Annotated in this window: 21 protein-coding genes; 15 read left to right on the plus strand and 6 right to left on the minus strand. The window is 68.5% G+C overall.

Annotated features, from left to right (window positions below; genetic code table 11):
• Positions 1 to 19 precede the first annotated feature (19 nt).
• Positions 20 to 922: a DUF808 domain-containing protein gene (locus ACSFA2_RS08805; RefSeq protein WP_435454924.1), complete on the plus strand. Its 903-nt coding sequence runs from the start codon at positions 20 to 22 to the stop codon at positions 920 to 922.
• Here ACSFA2_RS08805 and ACSFA2_RS08810 read toward each other — a convergent pair.
• The gene (locus ACSFA2_RS08810; RefSeq protein WP_435454925.1) at positions 919 to 1,140 is read right to left on the minus strand and encodes a hypothetical protein; all 222 of its coding nucleotides are present in this window, start codon (positions 1,138 to 1,140) and stop codon (positions 919 to 921) included. The genes ACSFA2_RS08805 and ACSFA2_RS08810 overlap by 4 nt on opposite strands.
• 40 nt (positions 1,141 to 1,180) lie before the next feature.
• On the opposite strand from ACSFA2_RS08810, the gene ACSFA2_RS08815 reads away from it, so the two are divergent.
• Entirely contained in the window at positions 1,181 to 1,582 is a 402-nt protein-coding gene (locus ACSFA2_RS08815) for a hypothetical protein (RefSeq protein WP_435454926.1), read from the plus strand.
• 29 nt (positions 1,583 to 1,611) lie between these two features.
• Here the strand turns inward: ACSFA2_RS08815 and ACSFA2_RS08820 are convergent, their stop codons facing one another.
• A complete protein-coding gene (locus tag ACSFA2_RS08820; protein ID WP_435454927.1) occupies positions 1,612 to 2,706 on the minus strand; it encodes a M14 family metallopeptidase in 1,095 nt (364 codons plus the stop codon).
• A gap of 41 nt (positions 2,707 to 2,747) precedes the next feature.
• Positions 2,748 to 3,113 carry a hypothetical protein gene (locus ACSFA2_RS08825; RefSeq protein WP_435454928.1) on the minus strand — a complete coding sequence of 122 codons (366 nt, stop codon included), beginning with the start codon at positions 3,111 to 3,113 and terminating at the stop codon, positions 2,748 to 2,750.
• A gap of 92 nt (positions 3,114 to 3,205) precedes the next feature.
• Between ACSFA2_RS08825 and ACSFA2_RS08830 the strand changes: the two genes are divergently transcribed.
• The 4 genes from ACSFA2_RS08830 to ACSFA2_RS08845 all read left to right on the plus strand — a co-directional run bounded on the left by ACSFA2_RS08830 (position 3,206) and on the right by ACSFA2_RS08845 (position 7,070).
• The gene (locus tag ACSFA2_RS08830; protein ID WP_435454929.1) at positions 3,206 to 3,871 is read left to right on the plus strand and encodes an alpha/beta hydrolase; all 666 of its coding nucleotides are present in this window, start codon (positions 3,206 to 3,208) and stop codon (positions 3,869 to 3,871) included.
• Positions 3,872 to 3,966: 95 nt separating this feature from the next.
• The gene (gene gshA, locus ACSFA2_RS08835) at positions 3,967 to 5,523 is read left to right on the plus strand and encodes a glutamate--cysteine ligase (protein ID WP_435454930.1); all 1,557 of its coding nucleotides are present in this window, start codon (positions 3,967 to 3,969) and stop codon (positions 5,521 to 5,523) included.
• 150 nt (positions 5,524 to 5,673) lie between these two features.
• A complete protein-coding gene (locus ACSFA2_RS08840) occupies positions 5,674 to 6,060 on the plus strand; it encodes a response regulator (RefSeq protein WP_435454931.1) in 387 nt (128 codons plus the stop codon).
• Between the two features lie 92 nt (positions 6,061 to 6,152).
• The gene (locus ACSFA2_RS08845) at positions 6,153 to 7,070 is read left to right on the plus strand and encodes an SDR family NAD(P)-dependent oxidoreductase (protein WP_435454932.1); all 918 of its coding nucleotides are present in this window, start codon (positions 6,153 to 6,155) and stop codon (positions 7,068 to 7,070) included.
• Here ACSFA2_RS08845 and ACSFA2_RS08850 read toward each other — a convergent pair.
• On the minus strand, positions 7,067 to 9,253 hold the full coding sequence (locus ACSFA2_RS08850; protein ID WP_435454933.1) for a hypothetical protein: 2,187 nt from the start codon (positions 9,251 to 9,253) through the stop codon (positions 7,067 to 7,069). The two genes, ACSFA2_RS08845 and ACSFA2_RS08850, sit on opposite strands and share 4 nt — an antisense overlap.
• 163 nt (positions 9,254 to 9,416) lie before the next feature.
• Between ACSFA2_RS08850 and ACSFA2_RS08855 the strand changes: the two genes are divergently transcribed.
• Complete coding sequence (locus ACSFA2_RS08855) at positions 9,417 to 10,280, plus strand: D-amino acid aminotransferase (protein ID WP_435454934.1); 864 nt, start codon at positions 9,417 to 9,419, stop codon at positions 10,278 to 10,280.
• Here ACSFA2_RS08855 and ACSFA2_RS08860 read toward each other — a convergent pair whose 3' ends face one another.
• On the minus strand, positions 10,281 to 10,712 hold the full coding sequence (locus ACSFA2_RS08860; protein ID WP_435454935.1) for a CBS domain-containing protein: 432 nt from the start codon (positions 10,710 to 10,712) through the stop codon (positions 10,281 to 10,283).
• 187 nt (positions 10,713 to 10,899) lie between these two features.
• Here ACSFA2_RS08860 and ACSFA2_RS08865 point away from each other — a divergent pair, with 187 nt between their 5' ends.
• The 3 genes from ACSFA2_RS08865 (at position 10,900) to ylqF (ending at position 13,884) form a co-directional block, all read left to right on the plus strand.
• A complete protein-coding gene (locus ACSFA2_RS08865; RefSeq protein WP_435454936.1) occupies positions 10,900 to 11,709 on the plus strand; it encodes an oxygen-binding di-iron domain-containing protein in 810 nt (269 codons plus the stop codon).
• A 134-nt stretch (positions 11,710 to 11,843) separates the two neighbouring features.
• The gene (locus tag ACSFA2_RS08870; protein ID WP_435454937.1) at positions 11,844 to 12,815 is read left to right on the plus strand and encodes an OmpA family protein; all 972 of its coding nucleotides are present in this window, start codon (positions 11,844 to 11,846) and stop codon (positions 12,813 to 12,815) included.
• 115 nt (positions 12,816 to 12,930) lie between these two features.
• Positions 12,931 to 13,884 carry a ribosome biogenesis GTPase YlqF gene (gene ylqF / locus ACSFA2_RS08875; protein WP_435454938.1) on the plus strand — a complete coding sequence of 318 codons (954 nt, stop codon included), beginning with the start codon at positions 12,931 to 12,933 and terminating at the stop codon, positions 13,882 to 13,884.
• A 6-nt stretch (positions 13,885 to 13,890) separates the two neighbouring features.
• On the opposite strand, the gene ACSFA2_RS08880 is transcribed toward ylqF, so the two are convergent.
• A complete protein-coding gene (locus ACSFA2_RS08880) occupies positions 13,891 to 14,109 on the minus strand; it encodes a hypothetical protein (protein WP_435454939.1) in 219 nt (72 codons plus the stop codon).
• 162 nt (positions 14,110 to 14,271) lie between these two features.
• Here ACSFA2_RS08880 and ACSFA2_RS08885 point away from each other — a divergent pair, with 162 nt between their 5' ends.
• The 5 genes from ACSFA2_RS08885 to ACSFA2_RS08905 all read left to right on the plus strand — a co-directional run bounded on the left by ACSFA2_RS08885 (position 14,272) and on the right by ACSFA2_RS08905 (position 19,938).
• Positions 14,272 to 15,207 carry a M14 family metallopeptidase gene (locus tag ACSFA2_RS08885; RefSeq protein ID WP_435454940.1) on the plus strand — a complete coding sequence of 312 codons (936 nt, stop codon included), beginning with the start codon at positions 14,272 to 14,274 and terminating at the stop codon, positions 15,205 to 15,207.
• A gap of 169 nt (positions 15,208 to 15,376) precedes the next feature.
• Positions 15,377 to 16,987, plus strand: coding sequence for an ABC transporter substrate-binding protein (locus ACSFA2_RS08890; protein ID WP_435454941.1), 1,611 nt, complete (start codon positions 15,377 to 15,379; stop codon positions 16,985 to 16,987).
• Positions 16,988 to 16,991: 4 nt separating this feature from the next.
• Positions 16,992 to 17,969 (plus strand): ABC transporter permease, encoded by a 978-nt coding sequence (locus tag ACSFA2_RS08895; protein ID WP_435454942.1) that lies wholly within the window; start codon positions 16,992 to 16,994, stop codon positions 17,967 to 17,969.
• Positions 17,970 to 18,022: 53 nt separating this feature from the next.
• Positions 18,023 to 18,934 carry an ABC transporter permease gene (locus ACSFA2_RS08900; protein WP_435455009.1) on the plus strand — a complete coding sequence of 304 codons (912 nt, stop codon included), beginning with the start codon at positions 18,023 to 18,025 and terminating at the stop codon, positions 18,932 to 18,934.
• A gap of 8 nt (positions 18,935 to 18,942) precedes the next feature.
• Entirely contained in the window at positions 18,943 to 19,938 is a 996-nt protein-coding gene (locus tag ACSFA2_RS08905) for an ABC transporter ATP-binding protein (RefSeq protein ID WP_435454943.1), read from the plus strand.
• The last annotated feature ends 7 nt before the right edge of the window (positions 19,939 to 19,945 follow it).

The following is a 19,945-nucleotide window of genomic DNA, read 5'->3' on the forward strand; positions in this document are numbered from 1 at the left end:
CACTCCGACGCCCCGCACCATGGCCGCCAGCCTCTTTCTCCTGCTCGACGACATCGCGACCGTCCTGGACGACGTGTCGGTGCTCACCAAGGTCGCCGCCAAGAAGACCGCCGGCGTGCTGGGCGACGACCTGGCGCTCAACGCCCAGCAGGTCGCCGGCGTCAAGGCCGACCGCGAGTTGCCGGTGGTCTGGGCCGTGTGCAAGGGCTCTTTCGTCAACAAGCTGATCCTGGTGCCCGCCGCCTTGCTCATCGGCAGTTTCCTGCCCTGGGCGATCACGCCGCTCCTGATGATCGGCGGCGCCTTCCTGTGCTTCGAGGGCGTCGAGAAGCTGGCCCACAAGTTCCTGCACAAGGCCGAACACGACGCCGAGGTGACGCAGCACGTGCAGGCCGTGGCCGACCCGGCGGTCGATGTCGTTGCGGCCGAGAAGGCCAAGATCAAGGGCGCCGTGCGCACCGACTTCATCCTGTCGGCCGAGATCATCGTGATCACGCTCGGCACCGTCGGCGGCCAGCCCTTCGGCACCCAGGTGGCGGTGCTGTCGGGCATCGCGATCATCATGACCGTCGGCGTCTACGGGCTGGTGGCGGGCATCGTGAAGCTGGACGACGCCGGCCTCTGGCTGACCCGCCGCGCCAGCGCCGCGCAGCAGGCCTTCGGCCGCGGCATCCTGGCGACCGCGCCCTGGCTCATGAAGGCGCTGTCGGTGGCCGGCACCGCCGCCATGTTCCTGGTGGGCGGCGGCATCCTGGTGCACGGTGTGCCGGCCTTCGGCCATGCGGTCGAGGCCTGGGCGGCCGGTGCGGGGGCCTTGGGCACCGTGGGGTCGATGCTCGTCAACGCGGGCGTCGGCATCGTGGCCGGTGCGGTGGTGCTGGGGGCGGTGGAACTGGTGAAGAAAGCGCTGGGCAAGCGCTAGCGTTGTTGCTTGCCTTTGGCCCGCTGCACCAGGTCGACCACGATGAGCGCGATACCCAGCACCAAGGCGAACCAGCCGACCGTGGCGGCGCCCGCGATCATGTCATGCCAGCCGGACGAGGGCAGGAAGTACGGCGCGACCAGCACCGCGATGCCGATCAGCAGACAGAGGACGCCGCGTTCGGCCATGCGCGGTGCGCGTGAAGGTTGGGATGCCATCGGGCGAGTGTAGGGGCGGCGCATAGGAGAATCGGAACCCATGACCCGAGCCCTTCAGCCCTTGCGCGCCCTCCGGCGCCTTCTCGCACTGGCCGCCTTCGCGGCCGGCGGTGCCGCCGCACAGGACGCGGCCCAGTTCCCGGCGGCCGCCGTGCGTTTCCTCGACGGCGAACTGCCGCGGATGGAAAACGCCGTGAAGGAGCGCGACCGCGACTACTTCGAGGAAGCGATGGGCCGCACCGTGGTCTTTTCAGAGGATTGGGGCTTCAAGACCCACGCCAACCCGGCGCTGGCGCCGTACCGCACCTGCACCGAGGCCGTGTCCGATGTCGTGATCGTCGGCCTGTGCCGCCTGATGCCCAACGGCAGCGAGTGCGACGCGATGCTGGCCAGCCGCTTCGACGCCAACCTGCGTCAGTGCCGGCAGGCGGCGGGCCGCTGAGCGGCCCGTCAGCGCACACCCGCGCGCGCTCAGACCGCCTTCTGCAGGCCCTGCAGCGTCTGCAGCATCACCACCCGGGCCTGGCCGAGCACCATGCCCTTCCATTCGTCGTTGTCGCAGTAGAAGGCATCGCGCAGCTCGCCGCGGATGGCGCGCTGCTGCGCGTCGGGCGCTTCCGGATGGCGGCGCAGCCAGGTGTCGGCGCGCAGCCGGTCGAGCACCTGCAGGTCGGGCAGAGTGCCGAACTCGAGCCCCATCAACGTGGCGCTGGCCTGCGGGCATTCGTCGTAGACGAGGGTCACGACCGGCCCCGTCACATCGGCCGAGGCGGACGTGCCTTCGAAAGGCGCGAACACGTCGGCGCCCCACCACGCCAGCGCGCGCGGCAGGCCGTCGGGCCGGCCGGGGTAGATCTTCTCGCCGTGGCCGTAGGGGCCGAGGCCGGTGTGCACGTCGATCCACGCGATGTGCCTGGCCGCCGCACCGTGCGTGCGCAGGATGGCGCGCATGGTGCGGTTGCTCCACGACGGCGCCGTGCCGCCGTAGAACACGCCGTCGGGCGAGGTGTACTGGCCGGTGGTCACGGCCGCGCGGTAGCCGCGCACGCCGTGCTTCTCGATGTACGCGGCCATTGCGGCTTCGTCGGCCGCGGTCGGTGGCCACTGCGCCGGCAGCACGAAGGGCTCGACATCGGCATAGGCGGCGTTCACCGGCAGCGGCGCGTCGAAGTCGATGTGGTTGCGGTTGAGGTCGATGTTGTCTTCGTTGGTGCGGTGCAGGTGCGAGAAGCCGTGCGGGTTGACCGCGTGCACCAGCAGCAGCGCCACGCCGGCGCGTTCGAGGCGAGCCATCAGGTCGGCGTCGTTCAGCATGGCGACCTGGCAGCCCGAGCCGCAGAAGCCCTCCGGCCCATGCGTGCCCGAGCTGACGATCAACAGCTTGTCGGCGCCCGGCGCGCCAAGGTAGGCGGTGTCCGTGGCCAGCGCCTCGCCCAGCGCGCCGGTATGGCCGTCGAGCGGGAACGATCCGACGGTGGCCCGGCGTTCGCTTGCGGCGTCGAGGAACTTGCGGCGGGCTTCGGCGTAGCTGCCGGAGAAATGACGGGTGGCGTGGGTGCTGTGCATGCGTCGAGTATTGCGCGCCGGTGGTTTTTGCGCCCGCGCGCTCAGCGGCGGCCGCGCAGGCGGTCGGCCATCGCCTGCACGTCGGACTTGCCGCCTACGGCCGCCAGCCGCAGCGGACCATCGCCCATCGCGGCGGCCACGGCGGTGGCCTTCTTGGGGCACAGGCCCAGGCAGGACGACTCGACGATGCGAACACGCGGCCGCTCCCCGCCGAGTGCCTTTTTGAACTCGCCCGGCAGCTTCTTCGCCTTGCGCTTGGACGGGCCGCTGCTGCGCTCGGCGCAGCGGCTGCAGACCAGCAGCAGGGCGTCGAACTTGGGGGCCACGAAGGGCGAGGCCGGGCCGGCCGGGATCGGCGCGGAAGGGGCGGGCGGCGAGTCCGTCGGCAGGATGGGCGTGCGGTTCATGCGGTTCCTCGGGGTGATCGAAGAGGGTAGCCGCCCGGCGTGCGCTATCGTGTCGGTCGGCCACCCGTTCCCACCGACCTTCCTTCGCTGCCATGTCCCTGCTGCCCACCCTCGAGATCGAAACCGCGCCCAACCCCACCGCCACCGTCATCGTGATGCACGGCCTGGGCGCCGACGGCAACGACTTCGTGCCGATCGCCAAGGAACTCGAACTCGGCGACGTCGGCCCGGTGCGCTTCGTCTTCCCCAGCGCGCCGTCGATGCCGGTGACCATCAACGGCGGCTACCCGATGCCCGCCTGGTACGACATCTTCGCGCCCGACCTGGTGCGCCGGGAGGACGAACCCGGCCTGCGCCGCTCGCGCGACGCCATCGAGGCGCTGATCGCCAACGAGAAGTCGCGCGGCATCCCGGCCGAACGCATCGTGCTGGCCGGCTTCTCGCAGGGCTGCGCGATGGCGCTCATGACCGGACTTCGCCATTCGGAGCGGCTGGCCGGCATCGTCGGCCTGTCGGGCTACCTGCCGCTGGCCGCCACGGCCGAGGCCGAGCGCCACCCGGCGAACCAGTCGACGCCGGTGTTCCTGGCCCACGGCACGCAGGACGGCGTGGTGGTGCTGCCGCGCGCTACCGACACCCGCGCGGCGCTGGAACGGCTCGGCTACCCCGTGGAATGGCACGACTACCCGATGGCGCACTCGGTCTGCCTGGAGGAAATCGCCGACCTGGGCGCCTTCCTGCGGCGCGTGCTGGGCTGACCCCGGGCCGGAATTCGGCAGTTTCCCCGCGCCAGCAGCCGTCTGCCGAAAGTGCTACCTTCCAGCCCCACCAAAGACGGACAAGCGATAAGAACATGAGCACATTGCAGGAGCGGCTCGCCGCGCTCTCGCCCGCACGCTTGAGGGGCGTGCGGCGGGGCATCGAGAAGGAAAGCCTGCGCGCGCAGCCCGACGGGCAGCTCGCGCTGACGCCGCACCCGGCGGCGCTGGGCTCGGCGCTCACGCATCCCCACATCACCACCGACTTCAGCGAATCGCAGCTGGAGCTGATCACCGGCGTACACAGCGGCGTCGAAGCGGCACTCGACGAACTGACCCAGGTGCACCAGTTCACCTACCGCGTGCTCAACGAACTGGGCGACGAGCGCATGTGGGTGTCGAGCATGCCCTGCGGCCTGCCGACCGACGAGACGATCCCGATCGGCCGCTACGGCGGCTCCAACGTGGGCCGCGCCAAGAGCGTCTACCGCATGGGCCTCGGTCACCGCTACGGCCGGCGCATGCAGACCATCTCGGGCATTCACTACAACTGGTCGCTGCCCGAGGTGTCGAGCGAACAGTACTTCGCGCTGATCCGCAACTTCCGCCGGCACGCCTTCCTGCTGCTGTACCTGTTCGGCGCGTCGCCGGCGCTGTGCTCGAGCTTCGTGGCCGGCCGGCCGCACGAGCTGCGCCCGATCGGCGACGGCAGCATGCACATGCCCTTCGGCACCTCGCTGCGCATGGGTCGCCTGGGCTACCAGAGCGAGGCGCAGTCGTCGCTGCAGGTGAGCTACAACAGCCTCGAAGGCTATGGCGCGTCGCTGCAGGACGCGCTCACCCGGCCCTGGCCGGCGTACGAGAGCATCGGCATCCAGAACCCCGGTGGCGACTACAACCAGCTGGGTACCACGCTGCTGCAGATCGAGAACGAGTTCTACGGCACGATCCGCCCCAAGCGCGTGATCTACCCCGGCGAGCGCCCGCTGCATGCGCTGCGCGAGCGCGGCGTGGAATACGTCGAGGTGCGCCTGATGGACCTCGACCCCTTCGTGCCGATCGGCATCACGGCGCAGACCATCCGCTTCCTCGACGTCTTCCTGCTGCACTGCCTGCTCAGCGACAGCCCGAACGACACGCCGCAGGAGATCGCCGAGCTGGCCCACAACCAGCACCTGACGGCGGCTCGCGGACGCGAGCCCGGCCTGCAACTGCTGCGCGGTGGCCAGGAGATCGCGCTGACCGAATGGGGCGCCGACCTGGTGGCGCAATGCCGGCCGATCGCCCAGGCGCTCGATGCGGCGCATGGCGGCAGCGCTTACATGCAGTCGCTCGATGCGGCGGTGACCGGCCTGCGCGACGCGCACAGCCTGCCGTCGGCCCGCGTACTGGCGGCGATGGCGGCCGACCACGGCCATTCCTTCACCGATTTCGCACGGGCGCGTTCCGAGGCGGCGCGGCAGGCGTTGTTGACGCAGCCCTTCGCGCCGGAAACGCAAGCCCGCTTCGTCCAGGCCAGCGCCGAGTCGATCGAGGCGCAGAAGGCCATCGAGGCGGCCGACACCATGCCCTTCGAGATCTACCGCCAGCAGTACGTGTCGCCGGCCCGCCTGGGCCTGGGCACGCGGGCGCGCAGCGCGGTCGCAGTCTGAGTTGATCGGGGTGCGCGCATCGCGGCGGGCGCGCCCCGGCGCACGCACCCAGTAGGTGCTCACCTACCCGGATTGGCCGGCATGGCTCACTGCCGGGCGGCGGGCGGCGCAGATGATGGCTTTCAACAAGAACCAGCCACATCCTTCGCCGTGATTCGTTCCTCCAAGCCTTACAAGACCTACCTGGTCGAAGACAACCCCGTGATCCGTGAGAACCTTGTCGGGTTCCTCGAGGACGTGGCCGACACCTTGGTCGTGGCGCACGCAAGCGGCGAGCAGGAGGCCGTGCAGTGGCTCGACGGCCACCGCGACGACTGGGACATGGCCATCGTTGACCTGTTCCTTCAAGAGGGCAATGGCTTCGGCGTGGTCGACGCCTGCCGCAACCGCGCGTCGCACCAGAAGGTCGTCGTGCTGAGCAATTACGCCACGGCCGACATGCGCGAGCGCTCCAGGGCGCTGGGCGCCGACGCCTTTTTCGACAAGTCTGCCGAGATCGACCAGCTGCTCGAATACTTCGAACACGCGCACCGTTAGTTGCGCTCGGGTCGGCGCTGTCTCGCGCGTGCCCGGCGTTGCACGGCCATTGCGGTACAACGGCGGCCCTTGCAACCACGAATTTCAACGAGATGAACGCATCGATCGACTTCAAGGGCCGGGTCGCCATCGTCACGGGCGCGGGTGGCGGGCTCGGCCGGCAGCACGCGCTGGCCCTCGCGGCACGGGGCGCGCGGGTGGTGGTGAACGACCTGGGCGGCGCACGCGATGGCTCGGGCGGGTCGCTGAGTCCGGCCGAGGTTGTCGTCGCCGAGATCCGTGCGGCGGGTGGCGAGGCGATCGCCAATGGCGCCTCGGTCACCGACTTCGCGGCAGTTCAAGCCATGGTGCAGCAGGCGATCGACACCTGGGGCCGCGTGGACGTCTTGGTCAACAACGCCGGCATCCTGCGTGATAAGAGCTTCGCCAAGATGGACCTGGCCGATTTCCGGCTCGTGATGGACGTCCACCTGATGGGCGCGGTGCATTGCACGAAGGCCGTCTGGCCCATCATGACCGAGCAGAAATACGGCCGCATCGTGATGACCACCTCGTCGTCGGGCCTGTACGGCAACTTCGGCCAAAGCAACTACGGTGCGGCCAAGATGGCGTTGGTCGGCCTGATGCAGACGCTGAGCCTCGAAGGCGCCAAGCACGACATCCGCGTCAACTGCCTGGCGCCCACCGCCGCCACCCGCATGACCGAAGACCTGATGCCGCAGGCCGTGCTCGATGCGCTCAGGCCCGAAGCGGTGGTGCCAGCCATGCTGGTGCTGGCCTCGCAGGACGCGCCGAATCGCACCATCCTCTGCGCCGGTGCCGGTGGGTTCGAGGCGGCACACATCACGTTGACACAGGGCGTGTTCGTGGGCATCGGTGACGATGCACCGGAACAGCTGGCCGCGCGCCTGGCCGAGGTGATCGACCGCCAGGGCGACCAGGTGCCGCAGAGCGGCGCCGCCCAGGGCACCGTCGAGATCGCCAAGGCGACCCAGGCCGCAGAACGCTAGGCCGGCGGCGCCGTGACGGCCGGAGGCGTGCGCTGCAGGGCGGGCGGCAACTGTGCATCGACCCAGCCCATGCGCCAGGCCAACACGGCGAGTGCTGCCACAAAGACCAGCCCGGCGATCAGCGTCGCCGTGCCGTGCGTCTCCGCAAAGGGGTCGCGCAGCGCGCGGTGCGCATGCGTCGGCAGTCGCGCGGTCTGCGACAGCGAACCGCCCAGCCGCACGTTCACCCGCATGCGGCCGTTGATGGCCCAGCCACTGGCGTCGAGGATCGGCCCCAGGCTGCGCTGGCGCAGCTTCAGCCAGGCGATCAGCATGCTCGGCCCGGAGATGGCCATGACGATGCCGAGGATCGCGATCGGGATCCACACGCCCAGGTCGACGAACTTGCTGAACACCGCCACCAGCACCGCGCTGATGCTGCCGAGCGCCACGCCGATGGCCGCGACGGTGCCGACGTCGACCCGGCCCGGCAGCTTCACGGCCGGTGCCGGCTTCACGCCCGGGGCGGCAGCCTTGTCCGCGGTCGTGAGGGTGCTGGCGAGAGTGCCGAGCGACCCTTGCGCCAGGGTGTCGCTGGCGGCGGCCCGCTTGGCCACCTGTTCCTCGATGAGCCGCAGGAACTTCTTGTAGGGCGAGAGAAAGGCCTGGGCCACGCTGGTCGGGTTCTCGATCACCTTGGTGATGGTCGCGTCCCAGTCCTGGCCCTGGCGGTCGTAGAAGACACCGTTGCGGCCGACGAAGAGGAAGTCGGTGTCGCCAGCCGTGAAGGCCGATACCACCGTCATCGTCTTGCCCTGGCGCGTGCACAGGCAGTAGGCGAGGTAGGCCTTGGCCAGGCCGGCCAGCGGTGCGTGCCGGGCCGCGTCGGCCACCGCCACGCTGAGGTCGCAGCTGCGACCGTCGAGGTAGAGCCGGCCGGCCTGGAAGATCGCGCCCTCGCGCCGGTAGAAATCCTTGAAGGCCACGAAGTTGTTCACCAGCGTGAGCAGGTCGCGCTTGAAGCGCAGCAGCTTCTCGAGGTCGGCGATGCGCGCGTTGTGCGGCTCGACCCGCTCGTCCTCGTCGATCAGCGCCATCACCGCGCCCTGCAGCGCGAGCGCGTCCTGCACCTGTGCGGCCGACAGTGCGCCGAGCTTCGTCGCCGGCTTGGCCGCGAGCCAGCGCCGGCAGGACGCCACGCGCGCCTGCAGGTCGCGCCAGTCGTCTTCGGTGAGCGCGTCGGTGGTGCCCTCGGCGCGGTTCAGCATCGGCACCACCGCGTCGCGGCGCAGCGCTGCCAGCGCGTCGGCCCATGCCGGATTCACGCCCTGGCGCAACGGCAGCGTGCGGCCCGGCGCGATCGGCGCCAGCGGCAGTTGCGCGATGCTCTCGGCGCCGAGCGCGAGGCTGCCTTGCGCGGCCAGCGCTTCATAGGTTTCTTTCGAGGGATTGAGCGCCGCGATCGACCGCGGGTCGTACGCAGCCACACGGCAGCGCGCGAAGAAGTCGTCGACCTTCTCCCGCACGGCGCCCACGGCCTGGGCCGCCGCCAGCGTCGCGGCGTCGGACGCCGCATCGCTGCCGGCGCCGGCCTGCCAGTCGTGCAGCGCACGGGCTTCGGCGAAGAAGGCCTCGGCCTGCGGGCGGTGAATGCCTTCCAGGCCGGCACGGTCCCTGGTGCTGCCATGCGCCTTCATGATCTGCTGGATCAGGCTTCGCACCGCCTCGTCGTCCGCGCTTTCCGGCGGGATCACGCCGTCGCCGTTGAAGCGCATTGCGGCCAGCAGGTCGCTGCGGTCGGTCACGTCGGCCAGGGTCAGCGTGTCGGCGCCTTCCTTGCCGCGCAGTTGCAGGATGCGGCGCGCCTCGTCGATCAGCGGGGTCTCGCTGCCGTCGCCCGAGGTGATCGCCGACAGTGGCAGGCTGTCGCCGCCCTGCAGCAACAGGTCGGGGTCGGTGAGGTGCCGGCATGCCCAGGCGCAGGCGGCGATGAGTTCCGGGGGACGGATGCGGCCGTCGCGGTCGGTGTCGATCAGGTCGAGCGTGCGCGGGTCGAGTTCGGTGCCGCGGGTGGGGCAGGCCAGCGCCACCCACAGTTTCTGGTCGAGTTCGCCGAGGTGGGCGAGGTCCGCGCCGTTTCGGATGAGCACCTGGTCCACGCCACCGGCGCGAAAGAACTGCCATGCATGGGCGGCGACAGACATCGAGCTAGAACTTTCTTCGGAGGGAATCGGGCGTCGAGTCTTTCGCATCTCGCAGGGCGCGTGCGTAGGCGGTTGGGCCAAAAGCAGGTGCGCGACGGCCGAGCCGGCATCGCGAGGGCACTGCGGGGAGAATCGGGGCCTTCATCTCCCTTTCGGTTTCCGCATGCACGCTCTTCCCGATTCCCTTTGCTACCTCAACGGCGATTACACGCCGCTGGCCGATGCCAAGATTTCCGTGCTCGACCGCGGCTTCATCTTCGGCGACGGCATCTACGAGGTGGTGCCCGTGTACGGGCGCAAGTTCTTCCGTTTCTCGCAGCACCTGGCGCGCCTCGGCCGCAGCCTGGCCAGCGTGCGCATCGCCAATCCGCTGGACGAGGCCGGCTGGCTCGAGCGGGCACGCCGTCTCGTCGCCGAACATCCCGCCGACGACCAGATGCTCTACATCCAGGTGAGCCGCGGCGTGGCGCCGCGCGACCACGTGATGCCCCAGGACGTCGTGCCCACGGTTTTCATGATGACCAACGCCATGAAGCCGCCATCGGCCGCGCTGCTGGCCAAGGGCGTGGCCTGCGTCACCTCGCGCGACTTCCGCTGGGAGCGCGCCGACATCAAGAGCACCTCGCTGCTGGGCAATGTGCTGGCACGCCAGATCTCGGCGGATGTCGGAGCGGTCGAGACGATCCTGTTCCGCGACGGTCTGCTGACCGAGGCGTCGTCGTCGAACGTGTGGGTGGTGCAGGGCGGCGCACTGCTCGGTGCGCCCAAGAGCGAGCATGTGCTCGAAGGCATCCGCTACGACCTGATCCGGGAATTGTGCGAGGCCGAAGGCATTCCCCACGACCTGCGCCCCATCGCCGAGGCCGAGGTCCGCGCCGCCGACGAGCTGCTGCTCAGTTCGGCCAGCAAGGAAATCATGCCGGTGACGCTGCTCGATGGCCAGCCGGTCGGCAGCGGCGCACCCGGCGCTGTCTTCGCACGGCTGCATGCCGCCTACCAGCGCGCGAAGGAAACGCAGTCAATCTGATCAGCTCTGGATGTAGCTCGTCAGTTGCTCGATGGTCTTTTCGTGGTCCGCGATGATGTCGTCCATCAGGTCGCGGATCGACAGCATGCCGACCACCTGGCCGTTGTCGACCACCGGCAAGTGGCGGATGCGCTTCTGGCTCATGAGCGTCATGCAGTCGTGCGTGGGGGTGTCGGGCGTCACGGTGATGACATGGGCCGTCATGATCTCCGCCACCTGCATCGCCTTCGAGTTCTTGCCAAGCAGGGCCACCTTGCGCGTGTAGTCGCGTTCGGAGAAAACGCCCACCAGCCGATCGCCTTCCATCACCACCAGGGCGCCGACTTCGTGCTTGGCCAGCACATGCAGTGCGTCGAAGACGGTGGCGTCGGGGCTGGTGTGCCACAGGCCGGCATTTCGTCGTTGGGCGAGCAGGGCGGAAACGGGTTTCATGAGGTTTCTCCGGACAGTGGGGGGATCGGTGCGCGGGTGCGTCGGACTCATCATAGGGGCGGCCCGGAGTCGGTGGCCAGGTAGACAAATGGGCGAATGGCTTCTGTGCCCTTGATCCCCATCAACCGTTGACGCCGTCGGGCTCTCTACAGTCGGGCCTCTTTCTTCCGACCTTCCAGACCTGCCCGTGCCGATCGAGCTCTACCGCGACCCGCAGCATGCCTGCCTGATGTTCACCGACCTGGTCGGCGCGGATGGCCAGGCGGTGCAGGCGAACCAGTTCCTCATCGTCGACCACGGCACCGGTGCGGTCATCGATCCGGGCGGCAACCTCGCCTTCAACGAGCTGTACCTCGGCATGACGCGCCACTTCAGCCCGCACAAGCTGTCGTACATCGTCGCCTCGCATGCCGATCCGGACATCATCGCCTCGCTCGACCGCTGGCTGACATCGACCCGTGCACAGCTGGTGATCTCGCGCGTGTGGGAACGCTTCGTGCCGCACTTCACCAAGGTCGGCAAGACCGAAGAACGGATCATCGGCGTGCCCGACCTCGGTGGGCGCCTGCCCCTGGGCAACAGCGAACTGTGGCTGCTGCCGGCGCACTTCCTGCACGCCGAGGGCAACTTCCATTTCTACGATCCGGTCAGCCGCATCCTCTTCACCGGCGACCTTGGCGTGTCGATGACCAGCGGCCGCGAGGCCCAGACCCCCGTGCGTGAACTGGCGCCGCACATTCCGCGCATGGAAGCCTTTCATCGCCGCTACATGGTGTCGAACAAGATCCTGCGCCTGTGGGCGCGCATGGCACGCACGCTCGACATCGCGATGCTGGTGCCGCAGCACGGGGCGCCCATCGAGGGCCGGGCGGCCATCACGGACTTCTTCGATTGGGTGGAGTCGCTGATGTGCGGCATCGACCTGTTCGACGACCGGGCCTACCAGGTGCCGACGACGCGGATCGACCCGCGCATCCACCGCACCGACATGTCCTGAGCGCCGGCCGGCGTGCGCAATTCCCGCCTTTGCGGTTCTTTGCGCGAAGCCCTGGGGGCGCTGCGCGTCGGCCTGGGCTATGGTCCGCGCCGCCAGCGGTGCTTCGGCCGCGGCTTCACTCAGGGAGAAACAACATGTTTGATGAACTCATTCGGGATATCGGCGAACGCTTTGCGCTCGGCCCCAAGGCCGGCGAACTCGTGCAGATGCTGCTCGGCGTTATGACCGACCCCGAAACCGACGGCCTGGAGGGTTTTTCCAAGCGCTTCATGCAGGGCGGTTTCGGCGATGTCGTGCAGGGCTGGCTGACGTCGCCCACCGGGGCGACTTCGGCGCCGGCCCTCAGCGCGACGCAGGTGGACACGGTGCTGGGCGGGCCCGACGGACTCCTGGCGCGCATCGCGGCGCGGCTCGGCCTCGATTCGGCGACCGTTGCCAGTGCCGTCGCGCTCGCCGCGCCGGTGATCATGCGGCGCCTGGCCGTCGGCGGCCGCTGGCGCTCGCTCACGCCGACAGAGATCGAGTCGATGCAAGCCGGTGAGTCCGGCCTCGGCGCCCACGCGGCGCCCCGCACGCCGCCTGCGCGTCGCGGCGGGCTTCTGAAGTGGCTGCCATGGCTCCTGCTGCTGCTGGCCCTCCTGTTCTACATCACGCGATGCCAACAACCCGCAACGGATGTTGCCCGGCCTGCGCCGGTGGTGGTGCCGGCCGTCTCCGGTGCCGCGCAGCCGACGACGGTCGAGGCCATTCCTGCCGGCGCGGGTGCGCTCGCATCGTTGATCGATGGGCAGCCGTCGCTCAAGGTGTACTTCGACAGCGGCAAGGCCGAGATCTCGCCGGAGTTCGCCGAGCGCGCCAAGGCACTGGTCGACTACCTGCGCACCCACGCCGATGCCAAGGCGGTGGTGTCGGGCTACAGCGATCCGACCGGCAGTGCGGCGACCAACGCCGCCATGTCGCAGCAGCGCGCGCAGGCCGTGTCGGGCGCCCTCGAGGCCGCCGGCGTGGCCGCGGCGAGCATCGTGCTCGAGAAGCCGGCCGACATCACGGGCACGGGCGACACCAACGCCGAATCGCGGCGCGTCGAGGTGACGATCCGCAAGTAGGGCGACCCCGCCATACAGGACAGGGGCTTCGGCCCCTTTTCTTCATTTGGGGGGCCACCGCAGCGTCACGCACAATGCAGTCCCTTCCGGACGAACGATAGAAAGAGATACACCGATGGCGATCCAGTGGTTCCCCGGTCACATGCACCTGACCAAGAAGGCCATCGGCGAGCGCATCAAGGACATCGACGTGGTGATCGAGCTGCTCGACGCCCGGCTGCCCGCTTCCAGCGCCAACCCGATGCTGGCCGAGCTCACCGGCCACAAGCCCGGCCTGAAGGTGCTCAACAAGCAGGACCTGGCCGACCCCCAACGCACCGTGCAATGGCTGGCGCACTACAACGCGCTGCCCGACACGCGCGCCATCGGCCTGGACGCCAGCCAGACGACGCCGGCCCGGCAACTGGTCGAGGCCTGCCATGCGCTGGCGCCCAACCGCGGCGGCATGGCCAAGCCGATGCGCGTGCTGATCTGTGGGATCCCGAACGTGGGCAAGTCGACACTGATCAACACGCTGGCGGGCGGGCGCAAGGCCAAGACCGGCGACGAGGCCGGCATCACCAAGCTCGAACAGCGCATCACGCTGGCCGACGACTTCTACCTGTGGGACACGCCCGGCATGCTGTGGCCGCGCATCATCGTGGCCAAGAGCGGCTACAACCTGGCGGCGAGCGGCGCGGTGGGGCGCAATGCCTTCGACGACGAGGAGGTCGCGCTGGAACTGCTCGACTATGTCAAGCGGCACTACGCCGCGGGGCTTGCGGCGCGTTTCAAGCTCGACCTCGATGCGGCCACGGTCGCGGCCTTGCAGGACGAAGAACTGCTCGACGCCATCGGCCGAAAGCGTGGTGCGCTGCTGGGCAAGGGCCGCGTCAATCTGCAGAAGGCAGCGGAGATCGTGATGCATGCCTTCCGCGACGGCAGCCTCGGTCGCATCACGCTCGAGACGCCGGAGGAATTCGCGGCCTGGCTGGCGGAGGGCGAGCAGCTCGATGCCGAACGACGCGCCAAGAAGGAGGCGCGGGGTGGCAAGGGCAAGCGTGCACCCGCGGCGGACGCGGGCACGTAGATCACGTCAGGACTTCAGGACGATCTTTCCGGCCTCGACGTACTCGTCGTACTGGATGCGCGGAATGGCCGTGAGGCCGACCACGCCTTTCTCGGCCTCCCAGCTGAGCGTCGCGCTGTCTGGCGCAAGCACCACTTCGACGAGAGTGCCGACCGGGATGACCAGCGGCACGCCGTCTCCCGGCGAATAGCTGACGTGGCCCTGGATGGTGGCGAACTGGCTCATTCTTGGATCCTCCTTCATGGATGAAACGTTGATTGGAAGCGATCCGACCGACCGCGCCTGTCGGAGAAATGGCCGCCTCGGCATGCGACGCCTGTACTTGTAGCAAACTTCGATGGCGCTCCGGCGTTCGTCCGAAAAAAACTTCCACCTTCCTCCCACCCCATGACGCAAGCCCCTCCCGTTCTCGAAGTCCTGCCGCGCGACATCGCCGCCTACCGCGAGGGCAACACCGGCATCGAGTATGTCCACCGCTTCGAGTCGGGCAAGCCGGGCCCGCACGTGCTGATCAACGCCCTGACGCACGGCAACGAGATCTGCGGCATGGTCGCCGCCACGCACCTGCTGGACACCGGCGTGCGCCCGAAGATCGGGACGCTGACCGTGAGCTTCTCGCACATCGAGGCCTACAACGCCTTCAACGCGGACAAGCCCTTCGACAATCGGCAGATCGTGCACAACCTCAACCGCATCTGGTCGGCCGAGATGCTCGACGGCACCGAAGACAGCCCCGAACTGCGCCGCGCGCGCGTGCTGCGCCCGGTGATCGATGCGGCCGACTACATCCTCGACATCCATTCCACCAGCCAGGATGTGGTGCCTTTCTGGGTCTACCCCGCCTACGAGCGGAACGCCGAGGTGGCACTGGCCGTGGGCCTGCCCGCGGTGCACCTGGTCATGCCCAATGGCCTGGGTTCCGGCACGCCGCTGATCCAGTACGGCCACCACGGGGAGACGGACGGGAAGGGCGCAGCCATGGTGGTCGAATGCGGCCAGCATTTCAAGCGGTCGGCCGCCGACCTGGCGACCGCGGTGACGCTGCGTTTCCTCGCGCACTTCGGCCTGATCGACCAGGACCCGACCGCCCCGGCGCCCGGCCCGCAGCGGCGCTTCGAGCTGCTGCAGACGCACATGATCAAGGACGCCAACTTCCACTTCGTGCGCCCGCTGATCGGCTTCGAGACCTTCGCCAAGGGCGAGCTCATCGCCACCAACGGCGACGAGGAAATCCGCTCGCCCTGCGACGACTGCACGATCTTCATGCCGGCGCAGCGGACGATCGTCGGGCGCGAGGCGGTGTACCTCACACGGCCGCTCTGAACGACAGCGCGCCGGTGCGCGCTGTCGAGCGGGTTATCACGGGGTCGCGGCTTCAGCGCACGGGCCTATCCTGACCAAGCGTGCCATGCAATGTGGTGCGCTTCTTGCATGCTCCTGCGCAACGCGCCGAGGCGCTTTTTTTATGACCCAGCCCTGGAGAGATACACCCATGCGAGGCACTGCTTCCACCGTTTCCTTTCGGCCTCCTATCCGCCGCCTGCTGGTTGCCGCCATCGCTGCCGGTGCTGCGTTGTCCGGCGCCGCTTTCGCCCGCGACCTGGTCGTCGCCCTGAAGACCGAGCCCACGTCGATGGACCCGCAGTACCACGCGCTCACGCCCAACATCCAGCTGTCGCAGACGCTGTTCGACCCGATGGTCTGCGTCGACGCCGACCTCAAGCCCGAACCCTGCCTGGCCGAATCCTGGAAGGCCGAAGGCAATGTCTGGACCTTCAAGCTGCGGCCCAACGTCAAGTTCTCCGACGGCTCGCCGATGACCTCGGCCGACGTGCTGTTCACCTTCGACCGCGTGCCCAAGGTGCCCAACAGCCCGTCGTCCTTCAAGATCTATCTGCAGAAGATCGAGAAGGTCGAGGCACCCGATGCGCTGACGGTGCGCATCACCACGACGGAACCGTATCCGCTGCTGCCCATCAACATGGTGGGCCTGCCGATCATGTCGGCCAAGGCGGCCGCGGGCTCGGCGCCCGAAGGCAGGACCACCACCGAACTCAACGCCGGCACGGGGCTGGTCGGCACCGGGCCTTACAAGTTCGTCTCGTGGAAGCGCGGCTCGGAAATCATCTTCGAGCGCAACCCGAACTACTGGGGCAAGGCGCCGGCATGGGACAAGGTCATCTACCGCCCGATCAGCAACCCGGCCGCCCGCACCGCCGCGCTGCTCGCGGGCGACGTCGACCTGGTGGAAGACCCGCCGACCGACGACCTTGAGCGCCTGAAGAAGGAGCCCAAGCTCACGGTCGAGACCAAGGCGTCGAACCGCATCATCTATGTCGCGCTCGACCAGAACGGCGAGACCACGCCCGGCATCACCGACACCAACGGCAAGAACCCGCTGCTCGACAAGCGCGTGCGTGAAGCGCTGTCGCTGGCCATCGATCGGCAGGCGCTCGTCTCGCGCACCATGGGTGGCGTCGCGACGCCGGCCGCGCAGCTGCTGCCCTACCCGATGTTCGGTGCGAGCAAGAACCTGGTGACCGCGGCCAAGCCGAACCCCGAGAAGGCGAAGGCGCTGCTCAAGGAAGCCGGCTACCCGAACGGCTTCACGCTGGTGCTGGGCACGCCCAACGGCCGCTACATCAACGACAGCAAGGTCGCACAGACGCTGGCCGCGATGTGGACGCGCATCGGCGTCAAGACCTCGATCGACGCCAACGCGACGGCCGTGTTTTTCAAGAACCGCGACAGCTACGTCTACAGCGCCTATCTGGCCGGCTGGGGCACGGCGACCGGCGAGATGTCGAACACGCTGAACTCGCTGCTGGTCACGCCCAACAAGGAAAAGGGCGTGGGCACGACCAACCGCAGCCGCTATTCCAACCCCGCCATGGACAAGCTGGTCGAAGAGTCCGCCACGCAGATGGACGACGCCAAGCGCGCTGCCACGCTGGCCAAGGCCAGCGAGGTCGCGATGGCCGATTTCGCGATGCTGCCGATCCACTTCGAGCACTCGGTGTGGGCCATGAAGAAGGACGTGAGCTTCAAGGGTCGCGCCGACCAGCAGACGATGATCCAGTACGCCGTGCCCGCCAAGAAGTAAGCCGGTGCTGGCCTTCATCATCCGCCGCCTGCTGCAGGCGGTGCTCGTCATGGCCGTCATGTCGGGTCTGGTCTTCGTCGGCCTCTACGTCGTCGGCGATCCGGTGTCGATGATGGCGAGCGCCGAAGCCACCGACCTCGAGCGCGACGAGCTTCGCGCCAACTTCGGGCTCGACAAGCCGCTGTGGCAGCAGTACGGCATCTTCATGTCGCATGCGCTGCAGCTGGACTTCGGCAAGAGCTTCCTCACCGGCCAGTCGGCCATGGGGCTCATCCTGGAGCGCATGCCCGCCACACTGGAGCTGGCCGTGGTGTCGATGGGCCTGTCGATGCTCATCGGCGTGCCGCTGGGCATCTGGGCCGGGCTGCGGCCGAACGCGATCAGCACGCGCGGCATCATGACCGGCTCGGTGCTGGGTTTCTCGCTGCCCAACTTCTGGGTCGGGCTGATGCTGATCATGGTGTTTGCGGTGTACCTCGGCTGGCTGCCGGCCAGCGGGCGCGGTGCGACGCGACACATCGGGCCGCTCGACCTGAGCGTGCTCACGCTCGACGGCTGGTCGCGCCTGGTGCTGCCGGCCGTGACCATCGCACTGGCCAAGGCCGCGCTCATCATCCGCGTGACCCGTGCCGCCACGCGCGAGGCACTGCCGATGGACTACATCAAGTTCGCGCGCGCCAAGGGCCTGGGCTGGAGCCGCATCCTGCGCGTGCATCTGCTCAAGAACATCATGATCCCGATCATCACGGTGGGCGGGCTGGAGTTCGGCCAGGTGGTCGCCTTCGCGGTGGTCACCGAAACCATCTTCGCGTGGCCCGGCATGGGCAAGCTGCTGCTCGATTCCATCATCACGCTCGACCGCCCGGTGGTGGTGGCCTACCTTATCCTCATCGTGTTCTTCCTCGTGATGCTGAACCTCGCGGTGGACATCCTCTATTCGGTGCTCGACCCGCGCGTGCGGCTGCAGGGAGCCAAGGCATGAACGACACGACCCTTCAAGTCGCGGGCATTTCGCCCCCCGAGGCCTTGCCCGAGATCATTGCCGAAGGCCCGGTGGCCGCGCTGCCGCCGCCCGAGACGCCGTGGCAGCGCTTCCGCCGCGAGTTCATGGCGAACAAGCTGGCGGTGTTCGGGCTGGTGCTGCTGGCGCTGGCGGTGTTCGTCGCGGTGTTCGCGCCGTGGATCTCTCCGCAGAACCCGTACGACATCGGCAAGCTCGACATCTTCGATTCGAAGCTGCCGCCGGGCAGCCGGGATGCGGCCGACACCATGACCTACTGGCTGGGCACCGACGGCCAGGCGCGCGACCTGCTCTCGGCCATCTTCTACGGTCTGCGCACCAGCCTGATGGTGGGCGGCATTTCGGTGGCTGCGGCGTTGGCCATCGGCAGCGTGGTCGGCCTGGCCGCCGCCTACTTCGGCGGCTGGATCGACGCGCTGCTGATGCGCATCGTCGACATCCAGCTGTCGTTCCCGGCCATCCTCGTCGCGCTGATCCTGCTGGCGATCCTGGGCAAGGGCGTCGACAAGGTGATCATCGCGCTCATCATCGTGCAGTGGGCCTACTTCGCGCGGGCCGCGCGCGGCGCGGCGCTGGTGGAGCGCGCCAAGGAATACGTCGAAGCCGCGCAGTGCATGTCGCTCGGCTGGCCGCGCGTGCTGTTGCGCCACATGCTGCCCAACTGCCTGCCGCCACTGATCGTGATCGCGACCATCGACCTGGCGCACGCCATCGCGCTGGAGTCGACGCTGTCCTTCCTCGGTGTCGGCGTGCCGGTGACCGAGCCGTCTTTGGGCATGCTGATCGCCAACGGCTTCGAGTTCTTGCTGTCGGGCAACTACTGGATCTCGTTCTTCCCGGGCATCGCACTGGCGCTGTCGATCGTGGGTATCAACCTGGTGGGCGACCATCTGCGCGACATCCTGAACCCGCACAACGCGCACTGAGCATGACGATGGAATCCAAGATGTCCAACGCCACGCCCGTGCTCGAGGTGCAGGGCCTGCAGACCCACTTCTTCACCCACGGCGGCGTGGTCAAGGCGGTCGACGGCGTCGACCTGCGCGTGCATGCCGGCGAGATCCTCGGGCTGGTCGGCGAGTCCGGCTCGGGCAAGAGCATCACCGGCTTCTCGGTCATCGGCCTGATCGATGCGCCCGGCCGCATCGCCGGCGGCCACATCCGCTACCTCGGCGAAGAGCTGGTCGGTGCCACGGAGCAGCGGCTGCAGAAGCTGCGCGGCAAGGAGATCGCGATGATCTTCCAGGACCCGATGATGACGCTCAACCCGGTGCTGCGCGTCGACACGCAGATGGTCGAGGCGATCCATGCGCATGAGAAGGTGAGCGCCAAGGCCGCGCTGGCGCGTGCGCGCGATGCGCTCGCGATGGTCGGCATCCCGTCGCCCGAAGAGCGGCTGCAGACCTATCCGCACCAGCTGTCGGGCGGCATGCGCCAGCGCGTGGCGATCGCCATCGCGCTGCTCAACCGGCCCAAGCTGATCATTGCCGACGAGCCGACCACGGCGCTCGACGTGACCATCCAGGCGCAGATCCTCTACGAAGTGCAGAAGCTGTGCCGCGAGACCGGCACCGCGATGATCTGGATCACGCACGATCTGGCCGTGGTGTCGGGCCTGGCCGACCGCATCGCCGTGATGTACGCGGGGCGCATCGTCGAGAGCGGTGCGACGGCCGACGTGATCCGCGCGCCGTCGCACCCGTACACGCGCGGGCTGATCGATTCGATTCCGACGCGCGCCACGCACGGCACGCTGCTGCGGCAGATTCCGGGCATGACGCCGTCGTTGCTGCACCTGCCGCAAGGCTGCGCCTTTAGACCGCGCTGCAGCCATGCGACCGACACCTGCCTGGCCGTGCCGCAGCCCGAACCCGCACCCGCGGGCAAGACGGTGCGCTGCTGGCACATGCTGACGCCCGAGATGGCTTGAACATTCA

This window comes from Variovorax cryoconiti (genome assembly GCF_051216395.1).
GTDB lineage: Bacteria > Pseudomonadota > Gammaproteobacteria > Burkholderiales > Burkholderiaceae_C > Variovorax.

Bases quoted from the DNA above. Each gene is read 5' to 3' on its own strand.
- ACSFA2_RS08870 (WP_435454937.1), top strand. From the start codon at position 11,844: ATGTTTGATGAACTCATTCGGGATATCGGCGAACGCTTTGCGCTCGGC.
- ACSFA2_RS08890 (WP_435454941.1), top strand. From the start codon at position 15,377: ATGCGAGGCACTGCTTCCACCGTTTCCTTTCGGCCTCCTATCCGCCGC.
- ACSFA2_RS08845 (WP_435454932.1), top strand. From the start codon at position 6,153: ATGAACGCATCGATCGACTTCAAGGGCCGGGTCGCCATCGTCACGGGC.
- ACSFA2_RS08885 (WP_435454940.1), top strand. From the start codon at position 14,272: ATGACGCAAGCCCCTCCCGTTCTCGAAGTCCTGCCGCGCGACATCGCC.
- gshA (WP_435454930.1), top strand. From the start codon at position 3,967: ATGAGCACATTGCAGGAGCGGCTCGCCGCGCTCTCGCCCGCACGCTTG.
- ACSFA2_RS08905 (WP_435454943.1), top strand. From the start codon at position 18,943: ATGGAATCCAAGATGTCCAACGCCACGCCCGTGCTCGAGGTGCAGGGC.
- ACSFA2_RS08880 (WP_435454939.1), bottom strand. From the start codon at position 14,109: ATGAGCCAGTTCGCCACCATCCAGGGCCACGTCAGCTATTCGCCGGGA.
- ylqF (WP_435454938.1), top strand. From the start codon at position 12,931: ATGGCGATCCAGTGGTTCCCCGGTCACATGCACCTGACCAAGAAGGCC.
- ACSFA2_RS08815 (WP_435454926.1), top strand. From the start codon at position 1,181: ATGACCCGAGCCCTTCAGCCCTTGCGCGCCCTCCGGCGCCTTCTCGCA.
- ACSFA2_RS08855 (WP_435454934.1), top strand. From the start codon at position 9,417: ATGCACGCTCTTCCCGATTCCCTTTGCTACCTCAACGGCGATTACACG.
- ACSFA2_RS08805 (WP_435454924.1), top strand. From the start codon at position 20: ATGGCCGCCAGCCTCTTTCTCCTGCTCGACGACATCGCGACCGTCCTG.
- ACSFA2_RS08825 (WP_435454928.1), bottom strand. From the start codon at position 3,113: ATGAACCGCACGCCCATCCTGCCGACGGACTCGCCGCCCGCCCCTTCC.
- ACSFA2_RS08830 (WP_435454929.1), top strand. From the start codon at position 3,206: ATGTCCCTGCTGCCCACCCTCGAGATCGAAACCGCGCCCAACCCCACC.
- ACSFA2_RS08860 (WP_435454935.1), bottom strand. From the start codon at position 10,712: ATGAAACCCGTTTCCGCCCTGCTCGCCCAACGACGAAATGCCGGCCTG.
- ACSFA2_RS08850 (WP_435454933.1), bottom strand. From the start codon at position 9,253: ATGTCTGTCGCCGCCCATGCATGGCAGTTCTTTCGCGCCGGTGGCGTG.
- ACSFA2_RS08810 (WP_435454925.1), bottom strand. From the start codon at position 1,140: ATGGCATCCCAACCTTCACGCGCACCGCGCATGGCCGAACGCGGCGTC.
- ACSFA2_RS08820 (WP_435454927.1), bottom strand. From the start codon at position 2,706: ATGCACAGCACCCACGCCACCCGTCATTTCTCCGGCAGCTACGCCGAA.